Annotated in this window: 24 protein-coding genes, 1 tRNA gene and 1 pseudogene; 17 read left to right on the top strand and 9 right to left on the bottom strand. The window is 67.2% G+C overall.

The window, feature by feature from the left end; all coding sequences use genetic code 11:
- Positions 1-146 precede the first annotated feature (146 nt).
- The 3 genes from speG (at position 147) to AC3WLY_RS16860 (ending at position 2,272) form a co-directional block, all read left to right on the top strand.
- Complete coding sequence (gene speG / locus AC3WLY_RS16870; protein WP_175963260.1) at positions 147-689, top strand: spermidine N1-acetyltransferase; 543 nt, start codon at positions 147-149, stop codon at positions 687-689.
- Positions 690-1,180: 491 nt separating this feature from the next.
- A complete protein-coding gene (sap1, locus tag AC3WLY_RS16865; protein ID WP_034179393.1) occupies positions 1,181-1,528 on the top strand; it encodes a surface attachment protein Sap1 in 348 nt (115 codons plus the stop codon).
- A 189-nt stretch (positions 1,529-1,717) separates the two neighbouring features.
- Entirely contained in the window at positions 1,718-2,272 is a 555-nt protein-coding gene (locus AC3WLY_RS16860) for a YaeQ family protein (protein WP_072437633.1), read from the top strand.
- Positions 2,273-2,293: 21 nt separating this feature from the next.
- Here the strand turns inward: AC3WLY_RS16860 and AC3WLY_RS16855 are convergent, their stop codons facing one another.
- Positions 2,294-2,707, bottom strand: a complete 414-nt coding sequence (locus AC3WLY_RS16855; RefSeq protein ID WP_034179392.1) for a VOC family protein — start codon at positions 2,705-2,707, stop codon at positions 2,294-2,296.
- A gap of 430 nt (positions 2,708-3,137) precedes the next feature.
- Between AC3WLY_RS16855 and ada the strand changes: the two genes are divergently transcribed.
- From ada to gshA, 3 genes are all read left to right on the top strand, one after another.
- Positions 3,138-4,229 (top strand): bifunctional DNA-binding transcriptional regulator/O6-methylguanine-DNA methyltransferase Ada, encoded by a 1,092-nt coding sequence (gene ada, locus AC3WLY_RS16850; protein ID WP_492310062.1) that lies wholly within the window; start codon positions 3,138-3,140, stop codon positions 4,227-4,229.
- On the top strand, positions 4,226-5,185 hold the full coding sequence (locus AC3WLY_RS16845) for a DNA-3-methyladenine glycosylase family protein (protein ID WP_492310063.1): 960 nt from the start codon (positions 4,226-4,228) through the stop codon (positions 5,183-5,185). Before ada ends, AC3WLY_RS16845 begins: the two co-directional genes overlap by 4 nt.
- A gap of 295 nt (positions 5,186-5,480) precedes the next feature.
- A complete protein-coding gene (gene gshA, locus AC3WLY_RS16840; RefSeq protein WP_175963263.1) occupies positions 5,481-7,094 on the top strand; it encodes a glutamate--cysteine ligase in 1,614 nt (537 codons plus the stop codon).
- A gap of 103 nt (positions 7,095-7,197) precedes the next feature.
- On the opposite strand, the gene AC3WLY_RS16835 is transcribed toward gshA, so the two are convergent.
- Positions 7,198-7,509 carry a DUF4148 domain-containing protein gene (locus AC3WLY_RS16835; RefSeq protein ID WP_175963264.1) on the bottom strand — a complete coding sequence of 104 codons (312 nt, stop codon included), beginning with the start codon at positions 7,507-7,509 and terminating at the stop codon, positions 7,198-7,200.
- A 432-nt stretch (positions 7,510-7,941) separates the two neighbouring features.
- On the opposite strand from AC3WLY_RS16835, the gene AC3WLY_RS16830 reads away from it, so the two are divergent.
- On the top strand, positions 7,942-9,582 hold the full coding sequence (locus AC3WLY_RS16830) for an L-lactate permease (RefSeq protein WP_425132067.1): 1,641 nt from the start codon (positions 7,942-7,944) through the stop codon (positions 9,580-9,582).
- A gap of 100 nt (positions 9,583-9,682) precedes the next feature.
- On the opposite strand, the gene AC3WLY_RS16825 is transcribed toward AC3WLY_RS16830, so the two are convergent.
- The gene (locus tag AC3WLY_RS16825) at positions 9,683-10,582 is read right to left on the bottom strand and encodes a LysR family transcriptional regulator (RefSeq protein ID WP_492310064.1); all 900 of its coding nucleotides are present in this window, start codon (positions 10,580-10,582) and stop codon (positions 9,683-9,685) included.
- 229 nt (positions 10,583-10,811) lie between these two features.
- Here AC3WLY_RS16825 and AC3WLY_RS16820 point away from each other — a divergent pair, with 229 nt between their 5' ends.
- Positions 10,812-12,983, top strand: coding sequence for a phosphocholine-specific phospholipase C (locus tag AC3WLY_RS16820; protein ID WP_492310065.1), 2,172 nt, complete (start codon positions 10,812-10,814; stop codon positions 12,981-12,983).
- Positions 12,984-13,178: 195 nt separating this feature from the next.
- Complete coding sequence (locus AC3WLY_RS16815) at positions 13,179-13,907, top strand: phosphonate utilization associated transcriptional regulator (RefSeq protein ID WP_492310066.1); 729 nt, start codon at positions 13,179-13,181, stop codon at positions 13,905-13,907.
- Positions 13,908-14,001: 94 nt separating this feature from the next.
- On the opposite strand, the gene AC3WLY_RS16810 is transcribed toward AC3WLY_RS16815, so the two are convergent.
- Positions 14,002-15,390, bottom strand: coding sequence for an FAD-dependent oxidoreductase (locus AC3WLY_RS16810; RefSeq protein ID WP_492310067.1), 1,389 nt, complete (start codon positions 15,388-15,390; stop codon positions 14,002-14,004).
- A 119-nt stretch (positions 15,391-15,509) separates the two neighbouring features.
- Positions 15,510-15,722: pseudogene (locus AC3WLY_RS16805) on the bottom strand (2-aminoethylphosphonate--pyruvate transaminase); the annotation flags it as partial.
- Positions 15,723-15,927: 205 nt separating this feature from the next.
- Here AC3WLY_RS16805 and phnA point away from each other — a divergent pair.
- Positions 15,928-17,166, top strand: coding sequence for a phosphonoacetate hydrolase (gene phnA, locus AC3WLY_RS16800; RefSeq protein WP_492310068.1), 1,239 nt, complete (start codon positions 15,928-15,930; stop codon positions 17,164-17,166).
- A gap of 29 nt (positions 17,167-17,195) precedes the next feature.
- Positions 17,196-18,650, top strand: a complete 1,455-nt coding sequence (gene phnY, locus AC3WLY_RS16795) for a phosphonoacetaldehyde dehydrogenase (RefSeq protein WP_492310069.1) — start codon at positions 17,196-17,198, stop codon at positions 18,648-18,650.
- A gap of 89 nt (positions 18,651-18,739) precedes the next feature.
- On the opposite strand, the gene AC3WLY_RS16790 is transcribed toward phnY, so the two are convergent.
- Entirely contained in the window at positions 18,740-19,015 is a 276-nt protein-coding gene (locus AC3WLY_RS16790; protein WP_152860875.1) for a hypothetical protein, read from the bottom strand.
- 325 nt (positions 19,016-19,340) lie between these two features.
- On the opposite strand from AC3WLY_RS16790, the gene AC3WLY_RS16785 reads away from it, so the two are divergent.
- From AC3WLY_RS16785 to AC3WLY_RS16775, 3 genes are read left to right on the top strand one after another with little or no spacing between them, the layout of a single operon-like run.
- Positions 19,341-20,123 carry an amino acid ABC transporter substrate-binding protein gene (locus tag AC3WLY_RS16785; protein WP_492310070.1) on the top strand — a complete coding sequence of 261 codons (783 nt, stop codon included), beginning with the start codon at positions 19,341-19,343 and terminating at the stop codon, positions 20,121-20,123.
- A 14-nt stretch (positions 20,124-20,137) separates the two neighbouring features.
- A complete protein-coding gene (locus AC3WLY_RS16780) occupies positions 20,138-20,818 on the top strand; it encodes an amino acid ABC transporter permease (protein ID WP_034179381.1) in 681 nt (226 codons plus the stop codon).
- Positions 20,815-21,573: an amino acid ABC transporter ATP-binding protein gene (locus AC3WLY_RS16775; RefSeq protein WP_425132075.1), complete on the top strand. Its 759-nt coding sequence runs from the start codon at positions 20,815-20,817 to the stop codon at positions 21,571-21,573. Before AC3WLY_RS16780 ends, AC3WLY_RS16775 begins: the two co-directional genes overlap by 4 nt.
- 24 nt (positions 21,574-21,597) lie before the next feature.
- On the opposite strand, the gene AC3WLY_RS16770 is transcribed toward AC3WLY_RS16775, so the two are convergent.
- Positions 21,598-22,413 (bottom strand): alpha/beta fold hydrolase, encoded by an 816-nt coding sequence (locus AC3WLY_RS16770; protein ID WP_492310071.1) that lies wholly within the window; start codon positions 22,411-22,413, stop codon positions 21,598-21,600.
- Between the two features lie 81 nt (positions 22,414-22,494).
- Between AC3WLY_RS16770 and AC3WLY_RS16765 the strand changes: the two genes are divergently transcribed.
- Positions 22,495-23,109 carry a CGNR zinc finger domain-containing protein gene (locus tag AC3WLY_RS16765; protein ID WP_492310072.1) on the top strand — a complete coding sequence of 205 codons (615 nt, stop codon included), beginning with the start codon at positions 22,495-22,497 and terminating at the stop codon, positions 23,107-23,109.
- Between the two features lie 49 nt (positions 23,110-23,158).
- Here the strand turns inward: AC3WLY_RS16765 and AC3WLY_RS16760 are convergent, their stop codons facing one another.
- Positions 23,159-24,208, bottom strand: a complete 1,050-nt coding sequence (locus AC3WLY_RS16760) for a DUF3592 domain-containing protein (RefSeq protein ID WP_492332695.1) — start codon at positions 24,206-24,208, stop codon at positions 23,159-23,161.
- 186 nt (positions 24,209-24,394) lie between these two features.
- A tRNA-Lys gene (locus tag AC3WLY_RS16755) sits at positions 24,395-24,470 on the bottom strand.
- Positions 24,471-24,660: 190 nt separating this feature from the next.
- Between AC3WLY_RS16755 and AC3WLY_RS16750 the strand changes: the two genes are divergently transcribed.
- Together AC3WLY_RS16750 and AC3WLY_RS16745 are read left to right on the top strand one after the other, a co-directional pair.
- Positions 24,661-25,065: a PaaI family thioesterase gene (locus AC3WLY_RS16750; RefSeq protein WP_175963278.1), complete on the top strand. Its 405-nt coding sequence runs from the start codon at positions 24,661-24,663 to the stop codon at positions 25,063-25,065.
- A gap of 8 nt (positions 25,066-25,073) precedes the next feature.
- Entirely contained in the window at positions 25,074-25,940 is an 867-nt protein-coding gene (locus tag AC3WLY_RS16745; RefSeq protein ID WP_492310073.1) for a patatin-like phospholipase family protein, read from the top strand.
- Positions 25,941-25,968 lie beyond the last annotated feature (28 nt).

Genomic DNA, 25,968 nt, shown 5'->3' with positions numbered 1-25,968 from the left:
CCTCCTTGCGGTGGCAGGAACCCTTGCTCACATTCTAGGCTCTGAACTTCGCCGGCGTTCAACTTCTTGCAGTGCGGAACAGACCCGAGCGCGGCCGCGCCGCGCGGGCGTTCCGCACGTGCGCCGGCATCAAAAAGGACATGAACATGCAACTCCAGAACGATACCAACACGCTTGCGCTGCGGCCGCTGGAGCGCCAGGACCTGCGCTTCGTCCACGAGTTGAACAACGACGCGAAGATCATGCGCTACTGGTTCGAGGAGCCGTACGAAACCTTCTCGGAACTGTCGCAACTGTACGACCGCCACGTGCACGACCAGCGCGAGCGCCGTTTCGTCGCGGTCGATGCGCAAGGCGAACTGGTTGGTCTCGTCGAATTGATCGAGCTCGACTACATCCATCGCCGCGGCGAGTTCCAGATCATCATCGCGCCGCAATGCCAGGGGCGCGGCTATGCGGGCCAGGCGACGCGCCTCGCGATCAAGTACGCATTCAACGTACTGAACATGCGCAAGCTGTACCTGATCGTCGATACGACGAATGCGGCGGCGATTCACGTGTACGAAAAATGCGGGTTCCAGCACGAGGCTGAATTGAAGGAAGAATTTTTCGGCAACGGCGCGTATCACAATGCTTATCGCATGTGCATCTTCCAGCGCGATTATTTCGAGCGCCAGAAATCGGCCTGAATAAAGCAGGGTAAACACGCTGACGAAAGACGCCTGCGGCACGGCCTCCGCGGGCGCAGGATGCATGCGGGGAAACACGGATAAATACGGATGCGCTTATACCTGGCATTTTTCTTGTATCAGGTAAATGCGATTCCGCGCTGCGGTAAAGTCGGATCGTTTCGAATGACTTTATGTGCGGCGCATCAAAATGATCCGGATATCGAAATGGATTATCCAAACCGTTCAATCGCCGCCTTGTAACTTTGCTGAAAGTCTTGCCGGGTAATGCTTTCCGCCCGGCGCCACGAGCCTGTCCACCACGCGGCAGCCGTGGTCCCGCACGGAAAACACGCTGCGCACGGGGTGCGACAATCCGCCGCTATTGCGGTCGCACAACAAATGTGCTTGCTATCGCTTGCCGGTCTTCTAAAGTGAAAAACGTGGGTTCACGATCACCTTTAAACACATAGCTAACCCAAGCCTGGTGCCCGCAAGCCTGGAGACAAAAAATGATGAAGCGTACCGGTATCCTTTTTGCCCTCGTCGGCGCATTTTGCGCAGTGTCGATTGCCCAGGCCGGCGGCGATTCGGCCGTCAAGCCGAAGCAGGAAATCCAGCTGACGAAGAATGCCTGGGGCTGCCTGTCGAAAGACAATCTGGATTCCGTACTGAATCACGAGCGCGACGGCAAGTCGCAGGCGAAGCAGCAGTACTTCGACGACTACCGCTGCCTGTCGGTGCCGGAAGGCCAGCGTTTCCGCGTGGTGTCGGTCGACCAGGGCGACGTGCAGTTCGTCAGCGCAGACAACAGCGACCAGCAGGGTCTCTGGGCCGATTCGCGCTTCGTCAAGCAATAACCGCACAGTCCTGCGCAGTCGCACGACGCGCGAGCGCGCCGGCCCGATCAGCCGGCGGCGCGAACCGAACACGGCCCGGTGCATGCCGGGCCGTTGCGCTGTGAGGGCACACATGACACGCGCCGGACGGCGCGCATTCGGTATCATCACGGCCCGACCGAACCGAATGCCCGCCCGGGCCGCATCCGCATGGCGCTGAAATCCACGATCTACAAAGCCGAACTGCAAATTGCCGACATGGATCGGCATTACTACGCCGATCACGCGCTGACGGTGGCGCGCCATCCGTCGGAAACCGACGACCGGATGATGGTGCGCATCGTCGCGTTCGCACTGTTCGCGCACGAGCGGCTCGAATTCTGCAAGGGGCTGTCGGACGTCGACGAGCCCGATCTGTGGCAGAAGGACCTGACGGGCGCGATCGACGTGTGGATCGAGGCCGGCCAGCCCGACGAACGGCGCATCTCGAAGGCGGCCGGCCGCGCCGGGCAGGTCACGGTGATCGCGTACGGCGGCAAGACGTCGGATATCTGGTGGCAGGGCGTGCGCAGCAAGGTCGAGCGGCTGCGCAACGTGCAGGTGCTGTCGCTCGCCGATGGCGTCGCGGCCGAGCTTGGGCAGCTCGCGGAGCGCACGATGCGCCTGCAGTGCACGGTGCAGGACGGCGCGGCGTGGATCTCGAGCGCGGACCACGATCCGGTCGCGGTCGAATGGACGGTGCTGAAGGCGCGCGCGGGCGCGTGACGGCCCGCGCACCGGCCGTGCTCAGCCGATCGCGGCCGGCGGCCCCTTGAATTCCAGCATGTTGCCTTCGGGATCGAACAGGTAGATCGACGGCCCGTAGCCGCCGGCGCCGTAGCGCTCCGCGGGGGCGCCCGGCCGCGCGCCATGCGCGGCGAAATGCGCGATCAGTGCGTCGGGGTCGAACGGCTCGACGCGCAGGCACAGGTGATCGAGGTTGCGCCCCGTGCCGGGCGGGCCGCTGTCGGGACGGTCGATCGGGCCGCCAACCGACAGCAGGTCGATCAGCGCATCGCCGGCGCGCAACTGCACGAGGCCCAGATCGGGCTGTTCCTTCTCCACGTGACAGCCGACGGCGTCGCAGTAAAAGCGCGTCATCGCCGCCATGTCGGTCACGCGCAGCACGATGTGATCGATCGCGCGGATGGTGGGTTTCATGGGCAGGCTCCGTTCGTAGTCGACGAGCATCGAGTGTAGACGCAACGCGCCTGCGACGCCGGCCGGAACGCGGCACAATCGACAGACGAAAAAAAGCCCGTTCACGCAGAGCGGAACGGGCTTAATCCATATCAGGAGGAGACATGGAGGAGACAGTTCCAACTATACACACGGCGATGGTGCGACGCAATATTCAGAATGCAAAAAAACGTCAGGACGGCGATTTGTCGCATCCGCACTGCAGCAAATTGGTGACGGGACAATGACGAAAACCGCGCCGGATCAGCCGGAGCGGGCGTTTTGTCCGATTTATTTCGGGGTGATCCGCCCCCGGTTCGCCGGCGCGAATCACAGAGCAAGATTCAGGGCGCGACGGCACGTGCCGGTGTCTAGAGTAGGCACCATCTACACTAGAGAGTGCGAGGTTCAGATGAAAACCGCCTATCCGACCGACGATGCCCGCTGGGGCGCCGTGACCGAGCGCGATCCGCATGCGGACGGCGCGTTCTTCTATGCCGTGAGCACGACCGGCGTGTTTTGCCGTCCGACCTGCGCGTCGCGGCTGCCGCGCCGCGAGCATGTGTCCTTCTTCGCCGATCCGGCGGCCGCGCGTGCGGCCGGCTTCCGGCCCTGCAAGCGGTGCCAGCCGGAAGGGCTGCCGCGCGAACTCGAGATCGTCAACCGCGCGTGCGCGGTGCTCGACGCGCATGGCGAGCGGCTCACGCTTCAGCAACTGAGCGATGCCGTGCACGTGAGCCCGTTCCACCTGCAGCGGCTCTTCAAGCGCGTGGTTGGCGTGTCGCCGCGGCAGTACCAGGCCGCGCAGCGCGGCGCCGCGTTGCGGCAGGCGCTGCAAAGCGGGCAGCCGGTCACGCAGGCGGCCGTCGATGCGGGCTTCAACTCGCCGTCGCGGCTCTATGCGTCGGTGCCGCGCGAGCTCGGGATGGCGCCGTCCGCGTTCCGCCGCCAGGGCGCCGGCCTGCGGATCGACTATGCGACCGCGTCGACGTCGCTCGGCACGGTGCTCGTCGCCGCGACCGGACAGGGCATCTGCCGGATCGCGTTCGGCGACGAACCGGCGTTGCTGGTCGGCGAGCTGAAGGACGCGTTCGCGCGCGCCGAACTGGTCGAATCGTCCGCGCGGCTCGCGCCGTTCGTCACGCAGATCCGCGCGTACCTGGACGGCACGCGGCACGCATTCGACCTGCCGCTCGATATCGCGCCGACCGCGTTCCAGCAGCGCGTGTGGGAAGCGCTGACGCATATTCCGTACGGCGAAACGCGCAGCTACTCGGAGATCGCCGAGGCGCTCGGCTCGCCGCGCGCGGTGCGCGCCGTCGCGTCCGCGTGTGCGTCGAACCCGGTCGCGCTCGCGATCCCGTGCCACCGCGTCGTGCAAAAGGGCGGCGCGCTCGCCGGGTATCGCTGGGGCGTGCGCCGCAAGGCGACGCTGCTCGCGTCCGAGGCGCGCCATGCGCATCACGATGAAACCGAAGCCGTGACGGAGGGAAGTGCGGTTTGAGCATCGCTAAAACAACAATCACGTCAACCGTGAACGGCGGCCATGTGCCGCCGTCCGCGCAGATGGAACTGCGCTTCAACGCGCCCTACGACTGGGCGCGTGTTCTGCGCTTCTTCAGCGGGCGCGCGATTCCGGGTGTCGAGCAGGTCGCGGACGGCGTGTATCGCCGCATCGTCGACCTGCATGGCGACTCCGGCCGGCTCACCGTCACGAAACATCCGCGCAAGCATTGCCTGATCGCGACGGTCGAAGGGGCGGTCGCGCGTCATGTCGACGATGCATTCGCCGCGCGTGTCGCGACGATGTTCGACCTCGGCGCCGATCCGGCCGCGATCGGCGGCGGGCTCGCGCGCGATCCGTGGTTCGCGCCGCTCGTCGAGGCCGCGCCGGGGCTGCGCGTGCCGGGTGCATGGTCGGGGTTCGAGCTGGCCGTGCGCGCGATCGTCGGCCAGCAGGTGAGCGTGAAGGCTGCGACGACGATCGTCGGCCGGCTCGTCGAACGGGCCGGCGAGCGCGTGGTGCATATCGACGACGGCGCGCCCGCATGGCGTTTCCCGACACCCGACGCGCTGGCCGCGTGCGATCTCGACAAGATCGGGATGCCCGGCAAGCGCGTTGCGGCACTGACGGGCGTGGCGCGCGCGGTGGCGGCCGGCGACGTGCCGGTCGATCGCGCGCATGCCGATCTCGCGACGCTGCGCGGCGCGTGGCTCGATCTGCCCGGCATCGGCCCGTGGACCGTCGAATACATCGCGATGCGCGCGTGGCGCGACCCGGACGCGTGGCCGGCATCCGATCTCGTGCTGATGCAGTCGATCGCCGCACGCGATCCGGCGCTCGACCGGCTGGCGAGCCAGAAGCGCCGCACCGAAGGCTGGCGGCCGTGGCGCGCGTATGCGGCGCTGCATTTGTGGAACGAAGTGGCCGACCGGGCGGGCGGCGCGCGCGGCGGGTGACGGCGGCGGCCCGCGCTCGGGTGCGACCGGACGAGGCCGCAACGCGCGTCACGATCCGTCGGACGAATTCGCGTGACCGACGTGCCGATCGGTGCCGCCTGAATCCGGTAACACAGGCTGCGACAGCCGCGATCGGCCCGTCCGGCGGCCCGCTCCGGCCCGCGAGCCATGCCCGCGGCCACCTCAAGCGCGTGTTCCGGCGAGATGTTAAAGTGCCCGCTACCAACGAAGCGACCAACAATCCAGCCGGCCGCGCGCGGCGTTCTGCGCGCGGCCGTCACGCACTTGCGTCTCCATGTCGAACACCATGACTCACCGCCAGTCCGAACTGCTGCTGAATCGCCTCGAAGCACTGAGCTCGGGCCCGACGCGGCAGCATCTGCCCGACGGCCTGCGCGGCATCGAAAAGGAAAGCCTGCGCGTGACGCGCGACGGGATGATCGCGTTCACGCCGCATCCGCGCGCGCTCGGTTCGGCACTCACGCACCCGTCGCTGACGACCGACTACTCCGAAGCGCTGATCGAGCTGATCACGCCCGCGGAACCGGACGCCGCGATCACGCTCGAACGCCTCGACGAGCTGCATCGCTACGTCTATGCATCGCTCGGCGACGAGATGCTGTGGAACGACTCGATGCCGGGCCTGCTGCCGGCCGACGACCAGATTCCGATCGCCGACTACGGCACGTCGAACATCGGCCGCCTGAAGACGGTGTACCGGCGCGGCCTCGCGTATCGCTACGGCCGCACGATGCAGTGCATCGCCGGCATCCACTACAACTACTCGCTGCACGAGGAAGTGTGGCGGCGCCTGCACGCGGAAGAAGGGTCGACGGCCACGCTCGTCGATTACCAGTCGGAGCGCTATCTCGCGCAGATTCGCAACTTCCGCCGCCGCAGCTGGCTGTTGATGTACCTGTTCGGCGCGTCGCCCGCGCTCGACACGAAATTCCTGCGCGGCAAGCCGCACAAGCTCGATACGTTCGACGCCGATACGCTGTACCAGCCGTATGCGACGAGCCTGCGGATGAGCGATCTCGGCTACTCGAACACGACCGCGCAAGCCGCGCTGCACGTCGACTACAACACGCTGCCCGGCTATCTCGACGCGCTGTCGAAGGCCGTCAGCGAGCCGTATCCCGCCTACGAGGCGATCGGCACGCATCGCGACGGCGAGTGGATCCAGATCAACACGAACGTGCTGCAGATCGAGAACGAGTTCTACTCGACGATCCGGCCGAAGCGCGTCACGTATTCGGGCGAACGTCCGCTGCATGCGCTCGCATCGCGCGGCGTGCAGTACATCGAGGTGCGCTGCCTCGACATCGATCCGTTCGCGCCGACCGGCATCGCGCTGGAGACCGCGCGCTTCATCGACGCATTCCTGCTCGCGTGCGCGCTCGACGACAGCGCGCCGCTCGACTGCGACGCGTACAAGGAAGCGAACGCGAACTTCGGCAGCGTGACGATGGAAGGCCGCAAGCCGGGGCTCACGCTGTCGCGAGACGGGCAGCCGATCACGCTGCAGGCGTGGGCGGACGATCTGATGGCCGATATCGAAACCGTCGGCCGCCGTCTCGATGAAATCCGCGGCGGCGACGAGCATGCGCGCGCGATCGCCGCGCAGCGCGAGAAGCTCGCCGATCCGGAGCGCACGCCGTCCGCGCGCGTGCTGCGCACGATGCGCGAGAACGGGCAGTCGTTCCTTGCGTTCGCGCTGGCGCAGAGCGAAGCGCATGCCGCGTATTTCCGCGCACATCCGCCGTCGGCGGACACGCTGCGCACCGAGCAGGCGCTCGCCGCGAAGTCGCTGGCCGAGCAGGCTGAACTCGAAGCGAAGGAGGCCGGATCGTTCGACGCGTTCGTCGCAGCCTATCGCGCGTATACGCTGAACCGCTTCAGCGTCTGAGGATCGCGCACGCGGCCGCACGCGTTGGTGTGCAGGCCGCGTGCGTGTCGGCCGGCGCTGGTCGCGCCGCGCCGTTACCGGTTCAGTCCGGTTCAGTCCGCGTTCAGTGATGCGCGTACGTGCCGCGATCGATCGCGTGCGGCAGCGCCGGCTTGCCCGATTCTACGTGCGCCGGGCCGTTGTTGCCGTAACCGGCATCGTCGCCGCGTGCCTGCGCGGCGCGCCGCATGATCGCCTGCATGTTCTCCGGAAAGTCGGGACTGCTCGCGAGGCTCGTCCGGTAGCCGGCGGCCTCCAGTTCCGCGAGTTCCTGGCGGACCTCCGCGCGCGTCAGCGTCGATGCGGCCTGTGCATGGGCGGCGAAAACCGCGCCGATCAGCAGGAATGCGCATGCCGCCTGTTTCATCGTCTTCATCGTGTTCGCTCCGTGAGGTGCCGCGCCGTCGTCGGCGCGGGCGGAATCGATGCGGCCAGTCTAGGCTTCGGATGCCAAACGAAACATCCCGCTTGCCGGTAGTCTCCTTTGTCGCGCGCGCAACATTGCGCAGGTGATGATGTCGCGCACGCCGATGGGCCGTTCGCGACGGGTTTCCTGTCGGGTGCGACAGCGGCCCGCCAACTGCCGGTCATCGTGCGTCGGATGGTCCGTATCGGGTTGCTGCATTTCGGGCTTGTCCCCCTTGTACAAGCGCCGTACGCCTCCTAACCTCTTTTAAGCGACCGATCGGTTGGCCGTGCAACGTAGTTGCGTGCACAAGTGCCCGATCGTTGGCGCGACTGCAGAACGTCGCTTTGCACCGAATCCGGGGGCGCTGACGCGCCAACCCGGGTCGCCTTTGGAGACACGATGAATCCCACCGACGCCCTACCGCCCGGCATCGTCTTCGCGCAGCCGCTGACGCCGATCGCCAACTCGCTGTTCCTGTCCTTCCTCGTCGCCGTGATCCCGATCGCGGTCGCACTGATCGCGCTCGGCGTGCTGCGCCGCCCCGCTTGGCAGGCGTCGCTCGCCGGGCTCGTCACCGGCCTCGCGGTCGCGATCGGCGCGTGGGGCATGCCGGCCGGGCTCGCGTTCAACGCGGTCGGTGCGGGCATGGCGCTCGCGGTCGTGCCCGTGATGTGGATCGTCTTCAACGCGCTGCTGCTGTACAACATCGCGGTGAAATCGGGCCGCTTCGACCAGTTCCGGCAGTGGATGCTCGACAACCTGCCCGACGACCGCCGCCTCGTGCTGCTCGTCGTCGCGTTCTCGTTCGGCTGCCTGCTCGAAGGGATCTCCGGATTCGGCACGCCGGTCGCCATCACGAGCGCACTGTTGATCGCGCTCGGCTTCCCCGCGCTCGAAGCGCTCACCTATACGCTGCTGTTCAACACGGCGCCGGTCGCGTTCGGCGCGCTCGGCGTGCCGATCACCGTGCTCGGCGCGGTCACGTCGCTGCCGCCCGCGACGCTCGCGCAGATGGTCGGCCGCCAGCTGCCGTTCTTCGCGCTGCTGCTGCCGTTCTATGTGGTCGGCGCGTATGGCGGGCTGCGTTCGATCAAGCAGCTGTGGCCCGCGCTGCTCGTGTCGGGCGCCAGCTTCGCGCTCGCGCAGTTCGTCACGTCGAACTTCCTCGGCTACCAGCTCACCGACGTGCTGTCGTCGCTCACGTCGCTGATCGTCACGATCGGCTTTCTGCAGCTGTGGAAGCCGCAGCCCGATCCGCAATACGCGCTCGCGCGCAGCGTGCCCGCGGCGGCCGGCGCCGCGCGCGCGGGCTTCGGCGGCTGGCTGCCGTGGCTCGTCGTGTCGGTGGTCGTGATCGTATGGGTGCACGCGAACGTCGCGGCGATCGGCGACGTGAAGATCAAGTGGCCGGGCCTGCACAACGCGGTGTTCGTGTCGCTGTACCACAAGCCGTACGCGGCGATCTGGGATTTCCAGCCGCTCGGCACGGGCACCGCGATCCTGCTCTCGGCGATCGTCACGGCCGCGCTGACGCGCACCGGCGTCGGCGCGTTCCTCGAATGCGTGGTCAAGACCTGGCGGCAGACGTGGATCGCGATCGTCACGGTGATGATGATCGTCGGGCTCGCGTACCTGCTGAACTACTCGGGGATCAGCTACACGCTCGGCACCGGCGTCGCGTCGACGGGCGCGCTGTTCCCGCTGGTGTCCGCGTCGCTCGGCTGGATCGCCGTGTTCCTGTCCGGCAGCGACACGTCGGGCAATGCGCTGTTCGGCAACCTGCAGGTCGTCGCCGCCAGGCAGCTCGGCCTTGATCCGGTGCTGATGGCCGCGACCAACTCGTCGGGCGGCGTGATGGGCAAGATGATCTCGCCGCAGAACATCGCGACGGGCGTGTCGACGACGGACCTGAAGGGGCAGGAAGGCGTCGTGTTCGCGCGCACCTTCTGGCACAGCGTGATCCTCACGCTGCTGCTCGGCGTGCTCGTGTTCCTGCAGCAGCACGTGTTCACGTGGATGATCCCGGCGCTGCCGAAGTGACGCGTGGCCGGACGCGATAAGGAAGGCGCAAGGAAAAAACGCGGGAAGGCGCGACGAAAAGCGCCAGGAAATGCGCAAAACGCGGCGAACGCGCGGCGACTCAGCGCGCGTTCGCCCGCCGCGTCGCATCGCGCGTTGCGTGCTCCGCCGGCAGGATGCAGGCGAGGAACGCGTCGATCGCCGGGCTCTGGCGGCGCGCCTTCAGGTAGTACACGTACTCGTCGATCGTCGTGTCGATGCCGCGCAGCGCGATCACGCGCAGGTCCGGATGGCGCTCGGCTTCGCCGAGCGGAAACAGGCTGCCGCCCACGCCATGCAGGATCGCCTCGCGGATCGCTTCGCGGCTGCCGATCTCGGCGACCGACGCGGCCGCGACGCCGGCCGTCGCGAGGATCGTCTCCGTGCAGCGGCGCGTGACCGAGCCTTCCTCGCGCATCAGCAGCCGCACGTCGGCGAGCTGCACCGGGTCGATCGTGTCGAAACGCGCGAGCGGATGGTTGCGATGCACGACGAGCACGAGCGGATCGGTCGAGATCACCTTGCGTTCGAGGCCGTCGGCGTCGTTGCGCTGCGACGAGACGGCGAGATCGATGCGGAATTCCTGCAGCGCCTGCAGGATTTCCTCGGAGTTGCCGATCCGGCACGTGAGCGCGATCGACGGATGCGCGTTCGAGAAGCGGCCGACCGCGTCCATGATGTAGTACGGGCCCGTCGCGCCGATCCGCAGGTGGCCTTCGAACAGGCCGCCGACGTTGCGCAGCATGATGTCGGCCTGCGCTTCGAGCGCGATCATCTTCTCGACGAGCGGCAGCAGGTCGATACCGGTCTCGGTGACTTCGAGCTTGCGGCCGCTGCGGTAGAACAGCTCGACGCCGTACACTTGTTCGACCTGCCGGATCTGCGCGGCAATCGTCGGCTGGCTCACACCCAGGTGGCGCGCGGCGCGCGTGATGCTGCCCTGTCGGACGGTCGCGTGGAACGCCTTCAGCTGATCGAACACGACTCGGCTTCTCCCCCTCTTGATCGCGCGTCAGCGTAGCGCATGCGTGTGTCGGCCGCATGAAAGGCGCGTCGTATGCCGCTTCGAAAAAAAGCTGGGGGTAACCGCAAGAAACCTGCTGGAACCGGTCACGGCCGGGACATGCCGGTGCGGGGTAATAACGGCAACGCACCGACCGCCGGCCCCGCTCGACCGGCGCCCCACTCCTACCGACCACAGGGTCTTCTTCATGTCCTCGAACAATCGACGCGATTTCCTGCGCCTCGCCGCGCAGTCGGCCGGCGCGATGGCCGCTTACGCGGGCTTCCCGCCCGCGATCCGCAATGCGCTGGCGATGCCGGCCGCCTATCGCACCGGCACGATCCGCGACGTCGAACACGTCGTGATCTTCATGCAGGAAAACCGCTCGTTCGACCATTACTTCGGCGGCCTGCGCGGCGTGCGCGGCTTCAACGACCCGCGCCCGCACCTGCTGCCGAGCGGCGCACCGGTGTGGCAGCAGCCGCCGGCGTCGGTGTTCACGAAGAACTACCATTCGCGCGGCCTCGATCCGTCGGCGCCGTACGTGCTGCCGTTCTACCTCGATCCGAAGCAGACGACCGAATTCCAGCCGGGCACCAACCACGGCTGGAGCAGCGGCCACCTCGCCTGGAACAACGGCCAGTGGGACCAGTGGGTGAACCAGAAGCAGGACGTGCTGACGATGGGCTACCTGAAGCGCCAGGATCTCACGTACCACTACGCATTGGCCGACGCGTTCACGATCTGCGATTCGTACTTCTGCTCCGCGCACGCCGACACGGCGCCGAACCGCATCTACCTGTGGACCGGCACGGTCGACCCGCGCAACATCTACGGCAACCCGCCGAACGGCCCGGGCATCGGCGAGCGCGACGACGTGAACGGCTACACGTGGACGACCTACGCCGAGCGCCTCGAAAACGCGAAGATCAGCTGGAAGGTGTACCAGGGCGGCACGGGCATCCCGGGCGACCCGACCGACAACTACACCGACAACTCGCTGATGTTCTTCAAGCGCTTCCAGGTGAAGGAAGGCGCGAGCGGCCCGCTGGTCGACAAGGGCGCGTCGGACCACACGCTCGCCGAGCTGAAGGCCGACGTGCAGGCGAACCGGCTGCCGCAGGTGTCGTGGATCGTGTCGCCGTACAAGTACAGCGAGCACCCGCAGGCATCGCCGACCGACGGCGCGTTCTACATCAACATGGTGCTCGAGGCGCTGACGTCGAACCCCGAGGTGTGGGCGAAGACGGTGTTCATCCTCAACTACGACGAGAACGACGGGCTGTTCGACCACGTGGTGCCGCCGGTGCCGCCGGTGACGAGCGGCGTGGGCGGCCAGGGCATCGTGTCGTCGAACCTGCTGTCGAACCTCGGCGACGAGCTGCTCGACCTCAACAAGTACCCGGGCGAGATGAGCCCGCTCGTGCCGGGCGCCGACCCGGGCGGCATCCAGCCGATCGGCCTTGGGCCGCGCGTGCCGCTGATCATCATCTCGCCGTGGACGAAGGGCGGCTGGGTGTGCTCGGAGACGTTCGACCACACGTCGGTGCTGCGCTTCCTCGAAGCGCGCTTCGGCGTGCAGGAGCCGAACATCAGCGCGTGGCGCCGGTCGATCTGCGGCGACCTCACGTCGGCATTCGACTTCTCCGCGCGCCCCGACACGCGCACGGTGAGCTTCACGGTGCCGCAGCACATCGCGACGGCCGGCCACGCATACCAGGTGCCCGCGCAGCAGTCGATGCCGGCGCAGGAGCCCGGCACGCGTCCCGCGCGTGCGCTGCCGTACGAGCTGTTCGTGCACAGCCGCGTGAGCGGGCACGACGACAGCGTGTCGCTCGACTTCGCGAACTCGGGCGACGCGGGCGCGGCGTTCTACGTGTACGACCGCCGCAACCCGGCGACGCCGCCGCGTCGTTATGCGGTGTCCGCGCACGACCGCATCGTCGATACGTGGAGCACGTCGGCCGCGCACGGCGAGTACCATCTCGCCGCATACGGCCCGAACGGCTATCTGTGCGAGTTCCAGGGCAACGCGCGGCTCGCCGCGGACGGCCGCCACGCGAACCCCGAAGCGAAGATCGGCTACGACGTGCGCAACCGCCACGTGTACCTGCAACTGCGCAACAGCGGGCGCGCGACGTGCCGCGTGACGGTCGACAACGCGTACAGCCATGCGCATGCGCGCACCTACACGCTGGAGCCGGGCGAGCGCGTCGAGGATCACTTCGCGCTGTCGTCGAGCCACGGCTGGTACGATCTGACGATCACCGCGACGACGCTGCGCGGCGGCGACGACAAGGTCGTGCGCCGCTTCGCGGGCCACGTAGAAACGGGCCGGCCGAGCCACAGCGACCCGGGGCCGGTGAAGCACACGGCCTGACGGGCGGCACACGTCGCGCGGTTCGGGCAAGCTTCGCCCGCCGTGCGACGGCCGCCTGCCGGATGCACCCCGGCAGATGGAATTGGTTTTTGGAAACTGAAGACTGTTGACAATGTGTCGGGCCGAGGGTATAGAAGGATCATTCGCCGATCCGGCGCCCTCGTTTTCACCCGCAGCCCCGCTGCCTGCCCGACCATGACTGCCCCGAACACGCTCAGTGCCATCGAACTCCTGCAAAGCCAGTCGCTCGCGATGATCGTCCAGGACATGCTCGAGCGCGCGATCGTCTCCGGCGAATACGCACCAGGCGAGAAGCTCAACGAAGTCGAGATCGCGACGAAGCTGAACGTGTCGCGCGGCCCCGTGCGCGAAGCGTTCCGCGCGCTGGAGCAGGCCGGACTGTTGCGCAACGAGAAGAACCGCGGCGTGACCGTGCGCGTCGTGCCGCTGCGCGAGGCCGAGGAGATCTACGAAGTGCGCGCGATGCTCGACGAGTCGGTCGCGCGCGCGCTCGCGAAGCGCATCTCGCCCGACACGCTGAAAGTGCTGAAGGGCATTATCCAGTCGATGAAGGGCGCCGCGAAGTCGCACGACGTCACGCGCTATACCGAGCTGAACGTGCAGTTCCACGATGCGATGGTCGTCGGCGTCGGCAATACGCACCTGACCGACACCTACCGCCGGCTCGTGCGTCAGCTCGGGCTGCTGCGCCAGGCCGCGATCGAGGCCGAGGAAGATGCGATCGCGGTGTCGGCGGCCGAGCACGACAAGATCGTGCAGGCGCTCGCGAGCGGCGACGAGAAGAAGGCTGTCGCGCTGGTGCGCGAGCACGTCGCGCATGGCCTCGCGCGGATGCGCCGCACGCATGAGCAGGGGCTGCCGGTAGCGGGCAAGGCGGCGCGGGAGAAAACCGCGCGCGCTTGACGCAGCCGCAAGAATCGCCGGATAAAAAGCAAAGGGACGCCTTGCAGCGTCCCTTTTGCATTGCGTCGTTACCGTCGTCACGTCGAACGCATCGTCACGCCTTGTCGGCCTTCCCGGCCGCGCTCGCGAACTTCGCGAGCCACGTATCGAAGGCCGACGGCTGCCGGCTCTCGTCCTCCGCGCGCTCCTTGCGGCGGATCGCATTGCGCACGACGTGCGCGCCGGCATAGCGGATCGGCTCCGGCGGGAAATGGCCGAGCGGGCCGCGCGCGATCGGGCTGCGCGTCCACGCGTTGTCGATGCCGAGCACGAGCGACGACAGGATCTGCCCGCCCATGTAGGTCGGCCCGACGCCGTTGCCCGAATAGCCGAAACCGTAGAACACGTTCGGCGCGCCGTCGAGGCGGCCGAAGAACGGGAAGCCCGTCACCGAGCGATCCGACGGGCCGTTCCAGCTTGCGGTGACCGGCACGCCCGCGAGCGACGGGAAGAACTCGCGCAGGCTTTGCGTGAGCTGCGCCTCGTACGGCGAACGCCGGTCGAACACCGGCGCGATGCGACTGCGCCACGAGAACGTGTTGCCGCCCTTGCCGAGCATCAGCCGCCCGTCGGCCGTCGTGCGGTAGTAGTAGACGAAGATCCGCGAATCGAGCACCGACACGCCGTCCACGAGCCCGGTCTTATCGAGCAGCTCCGGGCATTTCTCGGTGATGACCATGTCGCTCGACACGACCGCGATCGTGCGCTCGAACTGCGGGAAGCGGCTCGCCATCCACGCATTGATCGCGAACACGAGCTTGCCCGCCGCGACGCTGCCGGACGGCGTGCGCACGACGGCCGGCTGCCCGGGCGTGAAGTCGAGCATCGGCGTGCGTTCATGGATCCGGATGCCCATCGCGAGCGCGACGCGGCGCAGCCCGCGCACGAGCTTGCCGGGGTGCACGGTCGCGGCGATCGGCGAGTAGACGCCGTCGAGATTGCGCGCGGAACCCGAGCGGCGCGCGACTTCGGCGGGCGGCAGCGGCTCGTAGCTGTGGATGCCGCATGCGGCGAGCGCGTCGAGCACCGGCGCGAGGGTGCCGACCTGCGCGCGCGAAGTCGCGGTGTACAGCGTGCCGTCGAGCCGCAATTCGGCGTCGATGTCGTGTGCGCGGCAGAAATCGGCGATGTGCTGTACGGCCGCTTCCGACGCCTTCACGAGCCGGATCGCCTCGGCTTCGCCGAACAGGCGCCGCAGCGTCAGGAATTTCGCGGACCACGTGAGCAGGCAGCCGCCGTTGCGGCCGCTCGCGCCGGCGCCGCACAGGTCGGCTTCGAGTATCGCGATGTCGAGCGCCGGGTTCTGCTGCTTCGCCTGGATCGCGGTCCAGAGCCCGGTGAAGCCGCCGCCGACGATGCAGACGTCGGCCTGCGTTGCGCCCTGCAGCGCGGGGGCGAGATCGCCGTCGTTGAACAGCGCTTGTTCGATCCAGAAGGGTCGCATCGGATGGTTCTTCAGTAAGGGTCGGTATCGTGCACGGCCGGAAAACCTCGCCGCCGCGTGGCGACACACGGCGGGATTGGCCGCGCGCACGGGCACGCGGCCGGGTGCATCGCGTCACGTCAGGCCGCCGCTCCTGCCGGTACACGGCTCACGCCCATCGCCCGCAGCATGTCGGCGATTGCGGTGACGGCGCCCGGAATGCCGGCCTCATCGAAGTGGCCGATGCAGCCGACGCGGAACGTCTCGACTTCGGTGAGCTTGGCCGGATACGGAATGTAGTCGCGCTTTTTGACCTCCTGATAAAACCGCTTGAAGTCGTAGTTCGGTTCATCTTCGGAATCCTTGACCGAGATGCCGCGGCACGCGGCGGATGAGTCGAGCCCTCTCTTTTCACTGCGCTACTTTGCTTTCTGTTCTCTGCATGTTGTTGACAATCTACAAATCATCAATTTTAATGTCAAGCATCGAAAACACCTCCCTTCGGCGCGGCGCGGGCGCCGACGGCTCAATCCCGTCGAACTGAAAGGAACGAACGTCATGACTGGAACGCCTGTTTCCGTGGAAGTGAACGGCCGCCGCTACAACTGGATGAGCCGGCCCGTGGTGGTGATCTGCGTCGATGGCTGCGCATACGAATATCTGGAAGAAGCGGCCGAGGCCGGCGTCGCGCCGTTCCTGCGCACGCTGCTGAAGCCCGGCACGGCGCTCAAGGGCGAATGCGTGGTGCCGAGCTTCACGAACCCGAACAACCTGTCGATCGTTACCGGCGTGCCGCCGGCGATCCACGGGATAAGCGGCAACTATTTCTACGATCGCGACACCGGTGCCGAGGTGCTGATGAACGATCCGAAGTACCTGGTCGCGCCCACCGTGCTCGCGACTTTCGCCGAACAGGGCGCGCGCGTCGCGGTCGTCACCGCGAAGGACAAGCTGCGTCGCCTGCTCGGCAAGGGGCTGAAGGGCATCTGCTTCTCGTCGGAAAAGGCAGACGAAGCGAGCCTCGAGGAAAACGGTATCGACAACGTGCTTGAGCTGGTCGGCAAACCGGTGCCGGGCGTGTACAGCGCGGATCTGTCGGAATTCGTGTTCGCGGCCGGCGTGCGCCTGCTCGAGACGCGGCCGATCGACCTGATGTACCTGTCGACGACCGACTACGTGCAGCACAAGTGCGCGCCCGGCACGCCCGGCGCGAATGCGTTCTACGCAATGATGGACAAGTACCTGCAGCGCCTCGATGCGCTCGGCGCGATCGTCGCGATCACGGCCGACCACGGGATGAATGCGAAGCACGACGCCACCACCGGCGAGCCGAACGTGATCTACCTGCAGGAGCTGTTCGACGAATGGATCGGCCACGACGCGGCGCGCGTGATCCTGCCGATCACCGATCCGTACGTCATGCACCACGGCGCGCTCGGCTCGTTCGCGACCGTCTACGTGCCGGCGTCGGCCGATGTCGATGCGCTGCGCGCGCGTCTTGCGGCGGTGGACGGTATCGAGATCGTGCTGACGGGCGCCGAGGGCTGCGCGCGCTTCGAACTGCCGCCGGCGCGGATGGGCGACCTGATCGTGATCTCGAAGCGGGACGTCGTGCTCGGCACGCGCCGCATCAGGCACGACCTGTCGGGGCTCGACGTGCCGCTGCGCTCGCACGGCGGGATCTCCGAGCAGATCGTGCCGCTGATCTTCAGCAAGCCGGTCGCCGCCGACGTCACGGGCCGCGCGCGGCTGCGCAACTTCGACATCGTCGACATCGCGCTCAACCATCTGCAGTGATGCGCATGCATCCGCAAGGGAACACACTCATGAACGTCATTGCGGCCTCGACGGCCGTCCGCGAGATTCGTCGCGAAGCACTGCGAATCGACGGCGAACGGATTCACCGGGATGCGGTGATCGACGTGCGCAACCCGTACGAAGGCTCGCTGGTCGGCACCGTGCCGAAGGCGACGCTGGAAGACGTGCGGCGCGCATTCGCGGTCGCGCGCGCGTACCGGCCGACGCTCACGCGCCACGAGCGTGCGGCGATCCTGCGCCGCGCGGCCGACATCGTGTGCTCGCGCACTGCCGAGATCGCGGCGCTGATCACGGCCGAGGCCGGGTTGTGCATCAAGGATTCGACGTACGAAGCGGGCCGCGTGGCCGACGTGCTGACGTTCGGCGCCGGTGAAGTGCTGAAGGACGACGGGCAGATCTTCTCGTGCGATCTGACGCCGCACGGCAAGAAGCGCCGCGTGTACACGCAGCGCGATCCGCTGCTCGGCGTGATTTCCGCGATCACGCCGTTCAACCACCCGATGAACCAGGTCGCGCACAAGATCGTGCCGTCGGTCGCGACCAACAACCGGATCGTCGTCAAGCCGTCGGAGAAGGTGCCGCTGTCGTGCTACCTGTTCGCGGACATCCTGTACGAAGCCGGCCTGCCGCCGCAGATGCTGCAGGTGCTCACCGGCGACCCGGCGGAGATCGCGGACGAGCTGATCACGAACCCGGCGATCGACCTGATCACGTTCACCGGCGGCGTATCGATCGGCAAGTCGATCGCCGCGCGGATGGGCTACCGGCGCGCGGTGCTCGAACTCGGCGGCAACGATCCGATCATCGTGATGGAAGACGCCGATCTCGACGAAGCGAGCACGCTCGCGGTGTCGGGCTCGTACCGGAACTCGGGGCAGCGCTGCACGGCGATCAAGCGGATGCTCGTGCACGAAGCGGTGGCCGATCGTTTCACCGAACTGGTCGTCGAGAAGACGCGCGCGTGGTCGTACGGGAATCCGTCGGATCCGTCGGTCGACATGGGCACCGTGATCGACGAAGCGGCCGCGAAGTTCTGCGAGCAGCAGGTGAACGACGCGATCGCGCGCGGTGCGCGGCTGCTGGTCGGCAACGTGCGCGACGGTGCGCTGTATTCGCCGACGGTGATCGATCGCGCGACGCCCGACATGCCGCTGGTGAAGCATGAAACCTTCGGCCCCGTGTCGCCGATCATGCGCTTTCGCGACATCGACGAAGCGATCCGGATGTCGAACAGCACCGACTATGCGCTGTCGTCGTCGGTCTGCACGAACCGCTTCGACAACATCACGCGCTTCATCACCGAGCTGGAAGTCGGCAGCGTGAACGTGCGCGAGGTGCCGGGCTACCGGCTCGAGCTGACGCCGTTCGGCGGCGTGAAGGATTCGGGGCTCGGCTACAAGGAAGGTGTGCAGGAAGCGATGAAGAGCTTCACGAATACGAAGACGTATTCGCTGCCGTGGTAAGCGGCGCGTGATGCGGACGCGCCGGCTCGAAGGCCGGCGCGCGGAATTTCCTCCGGCGGGACGCGGCCGCGACGGCCGCCAGGCGACGGTCAATCGTCGTCATGGTGGTGATGACGCCAGCCGCGATGCCAGCCGTTGTCGTGCCGGTAGTAGCGGTAACGGTAGTCGCCATAGTACGGGCCGTAATAAACGGGTGCCGGCTCGTACACGACGGGCGGCGGCGGCGCGTAGTAGACCGGCGGCGGTGCTTCGATCACGGGCCCCGGCACGCCGAAATACACGCCGATGTCGGCACGCGCGAATGCGCTTGCCGACAGGCAGGCGGCCGCGATGCCGAGGGCGCAGGACAACAGGATGCGTTTCATTTGCCGTTCCCTCCGTTCGCGGGCGGCAAGGCCCGCGAGCAATCGATTCACCTGTTTTCATGGTATGTAGCGCGTGCCGAATGGGTGATACCGCGTTGTCGTTTCTGTAACCGCCGGTAACGAAACGTCGGACGATTGCCGCGCCGTATCGCGACGGATTTCGTCTGCGGAATGCGTGGCTGGCCGGCGCGTTATTCGACGCGCTCATATCGTTAGCGGATTTGCGTTTTTGCCGGGCATCGGCGCGTCGGTAGAATTCGCGGACCTCTCGCGCGGCCGCTCGGGCCGGCGGGTTCACTCCCTTCCATCGTTCGGGGTCCGCACCATGAAATTCATCCGCTCCATTCTGCTCGTCGCGCTGCTGCAGGCCGTCGCGGCCACGAGCGCATTCGCCGCCGACGATCTCGCGCAGATCAAGTCGTCCGGCGTGTTCCGGGTCGGCACCGAAGGCACGTACGCGCCGTTCACGTACCACGACGAGACGGGCAAGCTCACGGGCTTCGATGTCGACATCGCCACCGCGATCGCGCAGCGTCTCGGTGTGAAGCCGCAATTCGTCGAAGGAAAGTGGGATGGGCTGATCGCGGGCCTCGACGTGAACCGTTACGACGCGGTCGTCAACGAAGTGTCGATCACCGACGCGCGCAAGGCGAAATACGCTTTCTCGTCGCCGTACATCACGTCGCGCGCGGTGCTGATCGTGCGCACGGACAACACGACGATCCGCTCGTTCGCCGACCTGAAGGGCAAAAAATCCGCGAACACGCTGACGAGCAATTTCGGCAAGCTCGCGGCCGCCCATGGCGCCGACGTGGTGCCCGTGCAGGGCTTCAACGAATCGATCGACCTGCTGAGCTCCGGGCGTGTCGACGCGACGATCAACGATTCGCTGTCGTACCTCGATTTCCGCAAGCACAAGCCCGACGCGAAACTGAAGATCGCCGCGACCGATACGACCGGCGCCGACGACGCGTCGGGCGTGCTGCTGCGCAAGGGCAGCCCCGAGCTGGTGGCCGCGATCGACAAGGCGCTCGCGGACATCAAGGCGGACGGCACCTACGCGAAGATCTCGCAGAAGTACTTCGGCCGCGACGTGTCGCAGCCGTGACGCGAGGCTGAACGATGCCGCCCTGGCTGCACCTGATGGCGGAATCGCTGCGGCCCCTGCTTTACGCGGGGCTCGTGTTCACGGTTCCGCTCACGCTCGCGTCGTTCGCGATCGGCCTGCTGCTCGCGTTCGGCGCGGCGCTCGCGCGGCTGTTCGGGCCGCGCTGGGCGCAGGCCGTCGTGCGTTTCTATATCTGGCTGTTTCGCGGCTCGCCGTTGCTCGTGCAACTGTTCGTGATCTTCTACGGGCTGCCGAGCGTCGGCATCGTGCTCGATCCGCTGACGGCCGCCGTGATCGGCTTCTCGCTGAACGTCGGCGCGTACAACGCCGAGGTGATCCGCGGCGTGATCGAATCGATCCCGAAGGGGCAGTGGGAAGCCGCGTACTCGATGGCGATGACGCGTGCCCAGGCGTTGCGCCGCGCGATCCTGCCGCAGGCCGCGCGCGTCGCGCTGCCCGCGCTGTCGAATTCGTTCATTTCGCTCGTGAAGGACACGTCGCTTGCGGCCGTGCTGACCGTGCCCGAGATCTTCCAGGCCGCGCAGCGCATCGCGGCCGTGACCTACGAGCCGCTGATCCTCTATACCGAAGCCGCGCTGATCTACCTGCTGTTCAGTTCGGTGCTCTCCACGCTGCAACGTCGCCTCGAAATCCGTTTCGGCCGTCATGCGTTGTTCCAGGCGGAGTTGCGATGATCCGTCTCGAACGCATCGACAAATCGTTCGGCACGCATCGCGTGCTGAGCGCGATCGACCTCGCATTGCAGCCGGGCAGCGTGACCGCGCTGATCGGGCCGTCCGGCAGCGGCAAGAGCACGCTGCTGCGCTGCGTGAACCTGCTCGAAGTGCCCGAGGCGGGCGCGCTCACGGTGGGCGACGCGCGCATCGACTTTGCACCGGCGCGCCGGCCGTCGCGCGACGCCGTGTTCGCGGTGCGCCGGCAGACCGGCATGGTGTTCCAGAACTTCCAGTTGTTTCCGCACCTGAGCGTCGTGCAGAACGTGATGGAAGGGCTCGTGACCGTGCAGCGCTGGCCGCGCGAGCGCGCGCGCGAACGGGCGCTCGCGCTGCTCGACAAGGTCGGCATCGAGGACAAGGCCGACGCATGGCCCGCGACGCTGTCGGGCGGCCAGCAGCAGCGCGTGGCCATCGCGCGCGCACTTGCGCCGTCGCCGCAGGTGCTGCTGTGCGACGAGCCGACGTCGGCGCTCGATCCCGAGCTGTCCATCGAGGTGGTCGAGGTGCTGCGCCAGCTCGCACGCGAAGGCACGACGATGCTGATGGCCACGCACGACCTGCGCCTGGCCGCGTCGATCGCGCACGATGCAGTGTTTCTCGCCGATGGCCGCATCGTCGAGGCCGGTGCATCGCGCGACCTGTTCGGCCGGCCGCGCGACCCGCGCACCGCCAAATTCATCGCGACGCTCGCGCAAGGCGCGCCGGCGTTCTGACGCGATATACGATTCCGGCGGTGCTCAGCCCTGCGCTTGCCCGTCGAGCACCGCTGCGACGATCGCCTCCGGCGCGTCTTCCTGCACGAGATGGCCCGCGCGCGGCACCCGGATCAATTCGCCGTTCGCGATGCGATCGGCGAGCGCCTGCCCCTGTTCGAGCGGAATCCACGCATCGTCCTCGCCCCACACGATGCGCACCGGAAAGTCCGGCGGCGCATAACGAGCCTCCGCTTCCTCGATGTAGCGCTGGCGCATCTGCTCGATCTGGCGATAGAACGCGGATTGCCCGGACGGCGTGAGCCACGGCGAACGGTAGATCGACAGCGCATCGTCGCTCAGTGGCCGTGCCACGGCATTGCCGATGTAGGCCGATACGAGCGCGTGATGCGCATACGCCGGCAATCCGGTGAACGCGGCCTCATGCTGCGCGACGTGGCGCACGAACGGCGAACCCTGCGGCGCGATCGCGACCGGGTTCACGAGCGTGAGGTCCGCGTACGGGATGCCGTCGAGGAAGTGCGCGCGCAGCACGGTCGCACCGCCGTAGTCATGCGCGAGCACACGCGGGCGCGCAATTTTCCATTCATCCAGCATCGCGCCGAACAGTACGTTCTGGCGGCCGAGCGACACATCCGCGTCCGGCATGTCGGACTGGCCATAGCCGAGCAGGTCGTAGAAGTACACGCGGTGACGCCGCGCGAGCCACGGCGCGATCCGGCGCCACACCTGCGATGAAAACGGCGTGCCATGAACGAGCACGAGCGGCGGGCCTTCGCCGAACGTTCCCCATGCAATCCGGTGGCCTTCGAACATGAAGCGGTTGGCGAGTTCGAGCATCGGCATCTCCGTGATAACCTGTTTTCGCTGTAAACAGGTTACTCCGGATGGCCCGGACATGAAACCGATAGGTGAAAATAAATGGTTACTCGATACGAGCCTGCGCGACACGCGCACGAATGGGGCGCGGCCGATTTCGTCGGCGGCCATCCGGCGCTCGACTTCCTGAACACGGTGGCCGATACGGGCAAGACGCGCGACGAGGACAAGCTCGTCGACTGGCCGGCCGTGCGCGCGTGGGCCGAGCAAGCGGGATTGCTGGCGCCGGCCGATCTGGCGCGGCTTCTGCGTCATGCGCGGCAGGACGGCCTGGACGAGCTGGTGGCGCTGCATCGTTTTCGAGAGGATGCATACGCCGCGATCGTGCACCTGACGGCCGGAGGCGGCGGTAGCGCCGGTGCGCGTGCGGCGGACCGGCTCGCCGTCGCGATCCGCGATGCGATCGGGCGCAGCGCGTTCGACGCGGTCGACGGCCGGTTCGCGTGGCGGCCCGACGCGCGCGCCGCGTCGCGCTGGATCGATGCGGCCGCGCTCGGTTTCGAGCATCTGCTGCGCAGCGACGATTTCGCGCGCGTGCGGCAGTGCGGCCGTTGTACGTGGTTCTTCGTCGATCGCGGCCGCGGCGTCGGGCGGCGCTGGTGCGACATGCGCACGTGCGGGAACCGCGCGAAGGTGGAGGCGTTCAGGGAACGGTGAAGCGCGCGCCGTTACGGTTGCCGCGCCGCGCGCGGCCGGCGCGCGAGCGTCATTGAGCGGCTTCGTGCGGCCGATGGTCCGGCCATAGCGTCGCGGCGACGAACAGCCCGGCCGCGAGGAACGGCGCGCCGATCGCGAACAGGATGGCCGTGAGGCCCCAGCGATCCCAGAAGCGGTCGACGACCGCGCGTTCGGGAGTGACGGGGTCGTACAGCACGTTGACCGCTTCGCCTTCGCGCAGGCCCGGATGCGACGACGCCGCGCCCTGCGCGAACGTGATCTGGCGCCCGCTGTCGGTCGTGAACGCGACGATTGCCGAATACAGCGACGTGCGCGCCCGGGACGACCGCGCGTTTTTCGCGATATCGACGACATGGCCGGTCGAGTGCGCATAGTGGCGGACGATCTGCCACTGACGCAGGCCGGCCGCGCCGGCACCGGCGAGGAAACCCGTACCGATCGCGATCGGGATCAGCACGACCGCGATATCCCAGCGGCGCCGCGCCTGCTTGCGTGCGGCGCGGGCCGGCGGCGGGTCGGGCGGTCGGCGGCGGCGCTCGCCGGCGATCAGCAGGCCGCCGATCGCGAACGACGCGATGGCGAGCAGCGTGGGCACCGCAACCGGAAACCAGCGTTGCGCGAAATCGTCGATCAGTGCGGGGCGGTCGGGATGGGCGGGGTCGAGCAGGATGTCGACGCTCTCGCCGATGTCGTACGCGGGGACGGTCGACGCGGTATTGCCGGCGATTTCGCGGCGCTGGCCGTCGTTCGCGAGGTAGGCGACGATCGGCCGGTACGCGCGCATCGCGTCGCTGTCCTGCACGATGCGCACGACCGTGCCTGGCGCGCGGACCAGATGGCCGGTCGCGCGGTCGGTCGTGACCGCGAGTACGGCTGCGAGCACGAGCAGCACGACGCCGAGCGCCAGCGCGGCGAGCGCGTCCTTACCCGGCATGACCGGATCCGGCTGGTGCGTCGCGCGGCGGATTCGGGGGCGATCGGGTGAATGGCGTGTCCCGACGGACAGGCCGATATCGGCGCAACCAGGCCCTTTGAATGGTCGCGTCTCGTTCACATGCTTCCATGTATGACGTCCCATGTTCTCTCTGTGCCGGCGGGCAAACGACAGTACCTGCGCCGGTCGTGTGATATTTGTCGGACGATTCTAGCGGAAACGGTGCGGAAGGGGCGTGCGGATGCGCGCGCGCGAGGGAGCGCGCCACGAACGTGGCGCGCGGAAATGAAAAAGGCCGGTCAGCTTTCGCTGACCGGCCTTTTGAAATCCTGGTGGGGCGTGAGTGACTCGAACACTCGACCTACGGATTAAGAGTCCGCTGCTCTACCAACTGAGCTAACGCCCCCAACAGAAAAAAGATTATGCACGGGTTTTTGGGGCATGGCAAGCCCTTTGTGCAAATTTCCTGAAAATATTTCGTCACGCCAACGGCGGCCGTCGCCGCGGTAACGAGCGGTCGCAGTTTGCGCGCTCCCGGTATGATGACGCCACACGCGTTGCGCGGCGGTCGCGCAACGTTTTCTGGACATTCGAAGATGGACGAAAACGCAGTCCGCGAATTGCTGGATCGCCTGCTGGCCCCGTGGGTCCGCTCGCTCGGTCTGGTCCCCGTGTCGATCGGCGACGACAGCGTCACGATGCGCCTGCCGTTTTCCGGCGAATTCCGCCATTCGGGCGGCGTGATCTGCGGCCAGGTGTTCACGGCGGCCGCCGACACTGCGATGGTGGTCGCGATCTCGGCTTCGCTCGGCGAGTTCCGGCCGATGACGACCGTGTCGCTGAACACGAACTTCATGCGCCCCGTGCGCAAGGGCGACGTGCTCGTCACCGCGCGCGTGCTGCGGATGGGCCGCAACCTCGTGTTCGGCGAAGTCGAGCTGTTCGACGAGGACGGCAAGATGGCCGTCCACGCGACGTCGACCTACGCGCTCGTCAGCTGAGCGGCGCGATGTTCGACCAGATCGTTTTTGCGGGCGGCGGCAATCGCTGCTGGTGGCAGGCCGGCTTCTGGGACGTCGCGCAGCCGGCCCTCGGGCTGCGCCCGCGCGTGATCACCGGCATCTCGGCCGGCGCGGCGACCGCGTGCATGCTGTATACGCGCGACGCCGCTTGGGTGATGCGCTATTACGAAGAGGCGCTGCGCCACAACCGGAAGAACGCATACTGGGGCAACCTGTTCGGGCGCGAGCCCGTGTTTCCGCATTACCGGATTTATCGCCAGGCATTGCTCGACATCTACGGCGAGCCGTTCGCGAAGCTGGCCGAGGCGCCGGAGATCCGCATCGGCGTGTCGCACGTGCCGCGCTGGCTCGGTGCGCGCAGTGCGGTCGCTGCCGGCCTCGTCGCGTACAACATCGAGAAGTACGTGCGCAAGACGCTGCACCCGACGCTCGGGCGCGCGCTCGGCTTTCAGCCTGAATTCGTGCGGGCGCAGGCCTGCACGCAAGTCGACGAACTCGCCGACCTGATCCTGCAGTCGTCCTGTACGCCGCCGTTCACGCCGGTGCTGCGCCGCGGCGGCCGGCCCGTGCTTGACGGCGGAATGGTCGACAACGTGCCGGTCGACGCGCTCGACCCGTCGCCGGGCGACGTGCTGGTGCTCGTCACGCGGCTGTATCCGCGCCCGCAGATGTTCACGGTCGTGCACGGCGACCAGCGGCGGCTGTACGTACAGCCGTCGAGCAAGGTGCCGATTTCGAGCTGGGATTACACGAGCCCGTCGCAGATGCGGCATGCGTACGACCTCGGGCGGCGCGACGGCGAGCATTTCCTCACGCGCGTCGGTGCGATGACAGGCGGCCGCGTGGCCGCCTGATGGCGGGGAATGGAGCAGCGGAGCCGCG

Source organism: Burkholderia sp. FW306-1C-G01B (assembly GCF_058781685.1).
The sequence above is the reverse complement of the archived record's forward strand: the minus strand, read 5'-3'. Positions and strand labels throughout refer to the sequence as shown.

Bases quoted from the DNA above. Each gene is read 5' to 3' on its own strand.
- AC3WLY_RS16790 (WP_152860875.1), bottom strand. From the start codon at position 19,015: ATGAAACGCATCCTGTTGTCCTGCGCCCTCGGCATCGCGGCCGCCTGC.
- AC3WLY_RS16780 (WP_034179381.1), top strand. From the start codon at position 20,138: ATGCCGCCCTGGCTGCACCTGATGGCGGAATCGCTGCGGCCCCTGCTT.
- AC3WLY_RS16775 (WP_425132075.1), top strand. From the start codon at position 20,815: ATGATCCGTCTCGAACGCATCGACAAATCGTTCGGCACGCATCGCGTG.
- AC3WLY_RS16835 (WP_175963264.1), bottom strand. From the start codon at position 7,509: ATGAAGACGATGAAACAGGCGGCATGCGCATTCCTGCTGATCGGCGCG.
- AC3WLY_RS16830 (WP_425132067.1), top strand. From the start codon at position 7,942: ATGAATCCCACCGACGCCCTACCGCCCGGCATCGTCTTCGCGCAGCCG.
- AC3WLY_RS16810 (WP_492310067.1), bottom strand. From the start codon at position 15,390: ATGCGACCCTTCTGGATCGAACAAGCGCTGTTCAACGACGGCGATCTC.
- phnA (WP_492310068.1), top strand. From the start codon at position 15,928: ATGACTGGAACGCCTGTTTCCGTGGAAGTGAACGGCCGCCGCTACAAC.
- AC3WLY_RS16745 (WP_492310073.1), top strand. From the start codon at position 25,074: ATGTTCGACCAGATCGTTTTTGCGGGCGGCGGCAATCGCTGCTGGTGG.
- AC3WLY_RS16815 (WP_492310066.1), top strand. From the start codon at position 13,179: ATGACTGCCCCGAACACGCTCAGTGCCATCGAACTCCTGCAAAGCCAG.
- AC3WLY_RS16750 (WP_175963278.1), top strand. From the start codon at position 24,661: ATGGACGAAAACGCAGTCCGCGAATTGCTGGATCGCCTGCTGGCCCCG.
- AC3WLY_RS16770 (WP_492310071.1), bottom strand. From the start codon at position 22,413: ATGCTCGAACTCGCCAACCGCTTCATGTTCGAAGGCCACCGGATTGCA.
- phnY (WP_492310069.1), top strand. From the start codon at position 17,196: ATGAACGTCATTGCGGCCTCGACGGCCGTCCGCGAGATTCGTCGCGAA.
- speG (WP_175963260.1), top strand. From the start codon at position 147: ATGCAACTCCAGAACGATACCAACACGCTTGCGCTGCGGCCGCTGGAG.
- AC3WLY_RS16855 (WP_034179392.1), bottom strand. From the start codon at position 2,707: ATGAAACCCACCATCCGCGCGATCGATCACATCGTGCTGCGCGTGACC.
- AC3WLY_RS16860 (WP_072437633.1), top strand. From the start codon at position 1,718: ATGGCGCTGAAATCCACGATCTACAAAGCCGAACTGCAAATTGCCGAC.
- gshA (WP_175963263.1), top strand. From the start codon at position 5,481: ATGTCGAACACCATGACTCACCGCCAGTCCGAACTGCTGCTGAATCGC.
- AC3WLY_RS16820 (WP_492310065.1), top strand. From the start codon at position 10,812: ATGTCCTCGAACAATCGACGCGATTTCCTGCGCCTCGCCGCGCAGTCG.
- AC3WLY_RS16760 (WP_492332695.1), bottom strand. From the start codon at position 24,208: ATGGGACGTCATACATGGAAGCATGTGAACGAGACGCGACCATTCAAA.
- AC3WLY_RS16785 (WP_492310070.1), top strand. From the start codon at position 19,341: ATGAAATTCATCCGCTCCATTCTGCTCGTCGCGCTGCTGCAGGCCGTC.
- ada (WP_492310062.1), top strand. From the start codon at position 3,138: ATGAAAACCGCCTATCCGACCGACGATGCCCGCTGGGGCGCCGTGACC.
- AC3WLY_RS16765 (WP_492310072.1), top strand. From the start codon at position 22,495: ATGGTTACTCGATACGAGCCTGCGCGACACGCGCACGAATGGGGCGCG.
- sap1 (WP_034179393.1), top strand. From the start codon at position 1,181: ATGATGAAGCGTACCGGTATCCTTTTTGCCCTCGTCGGCGCATTTTGC.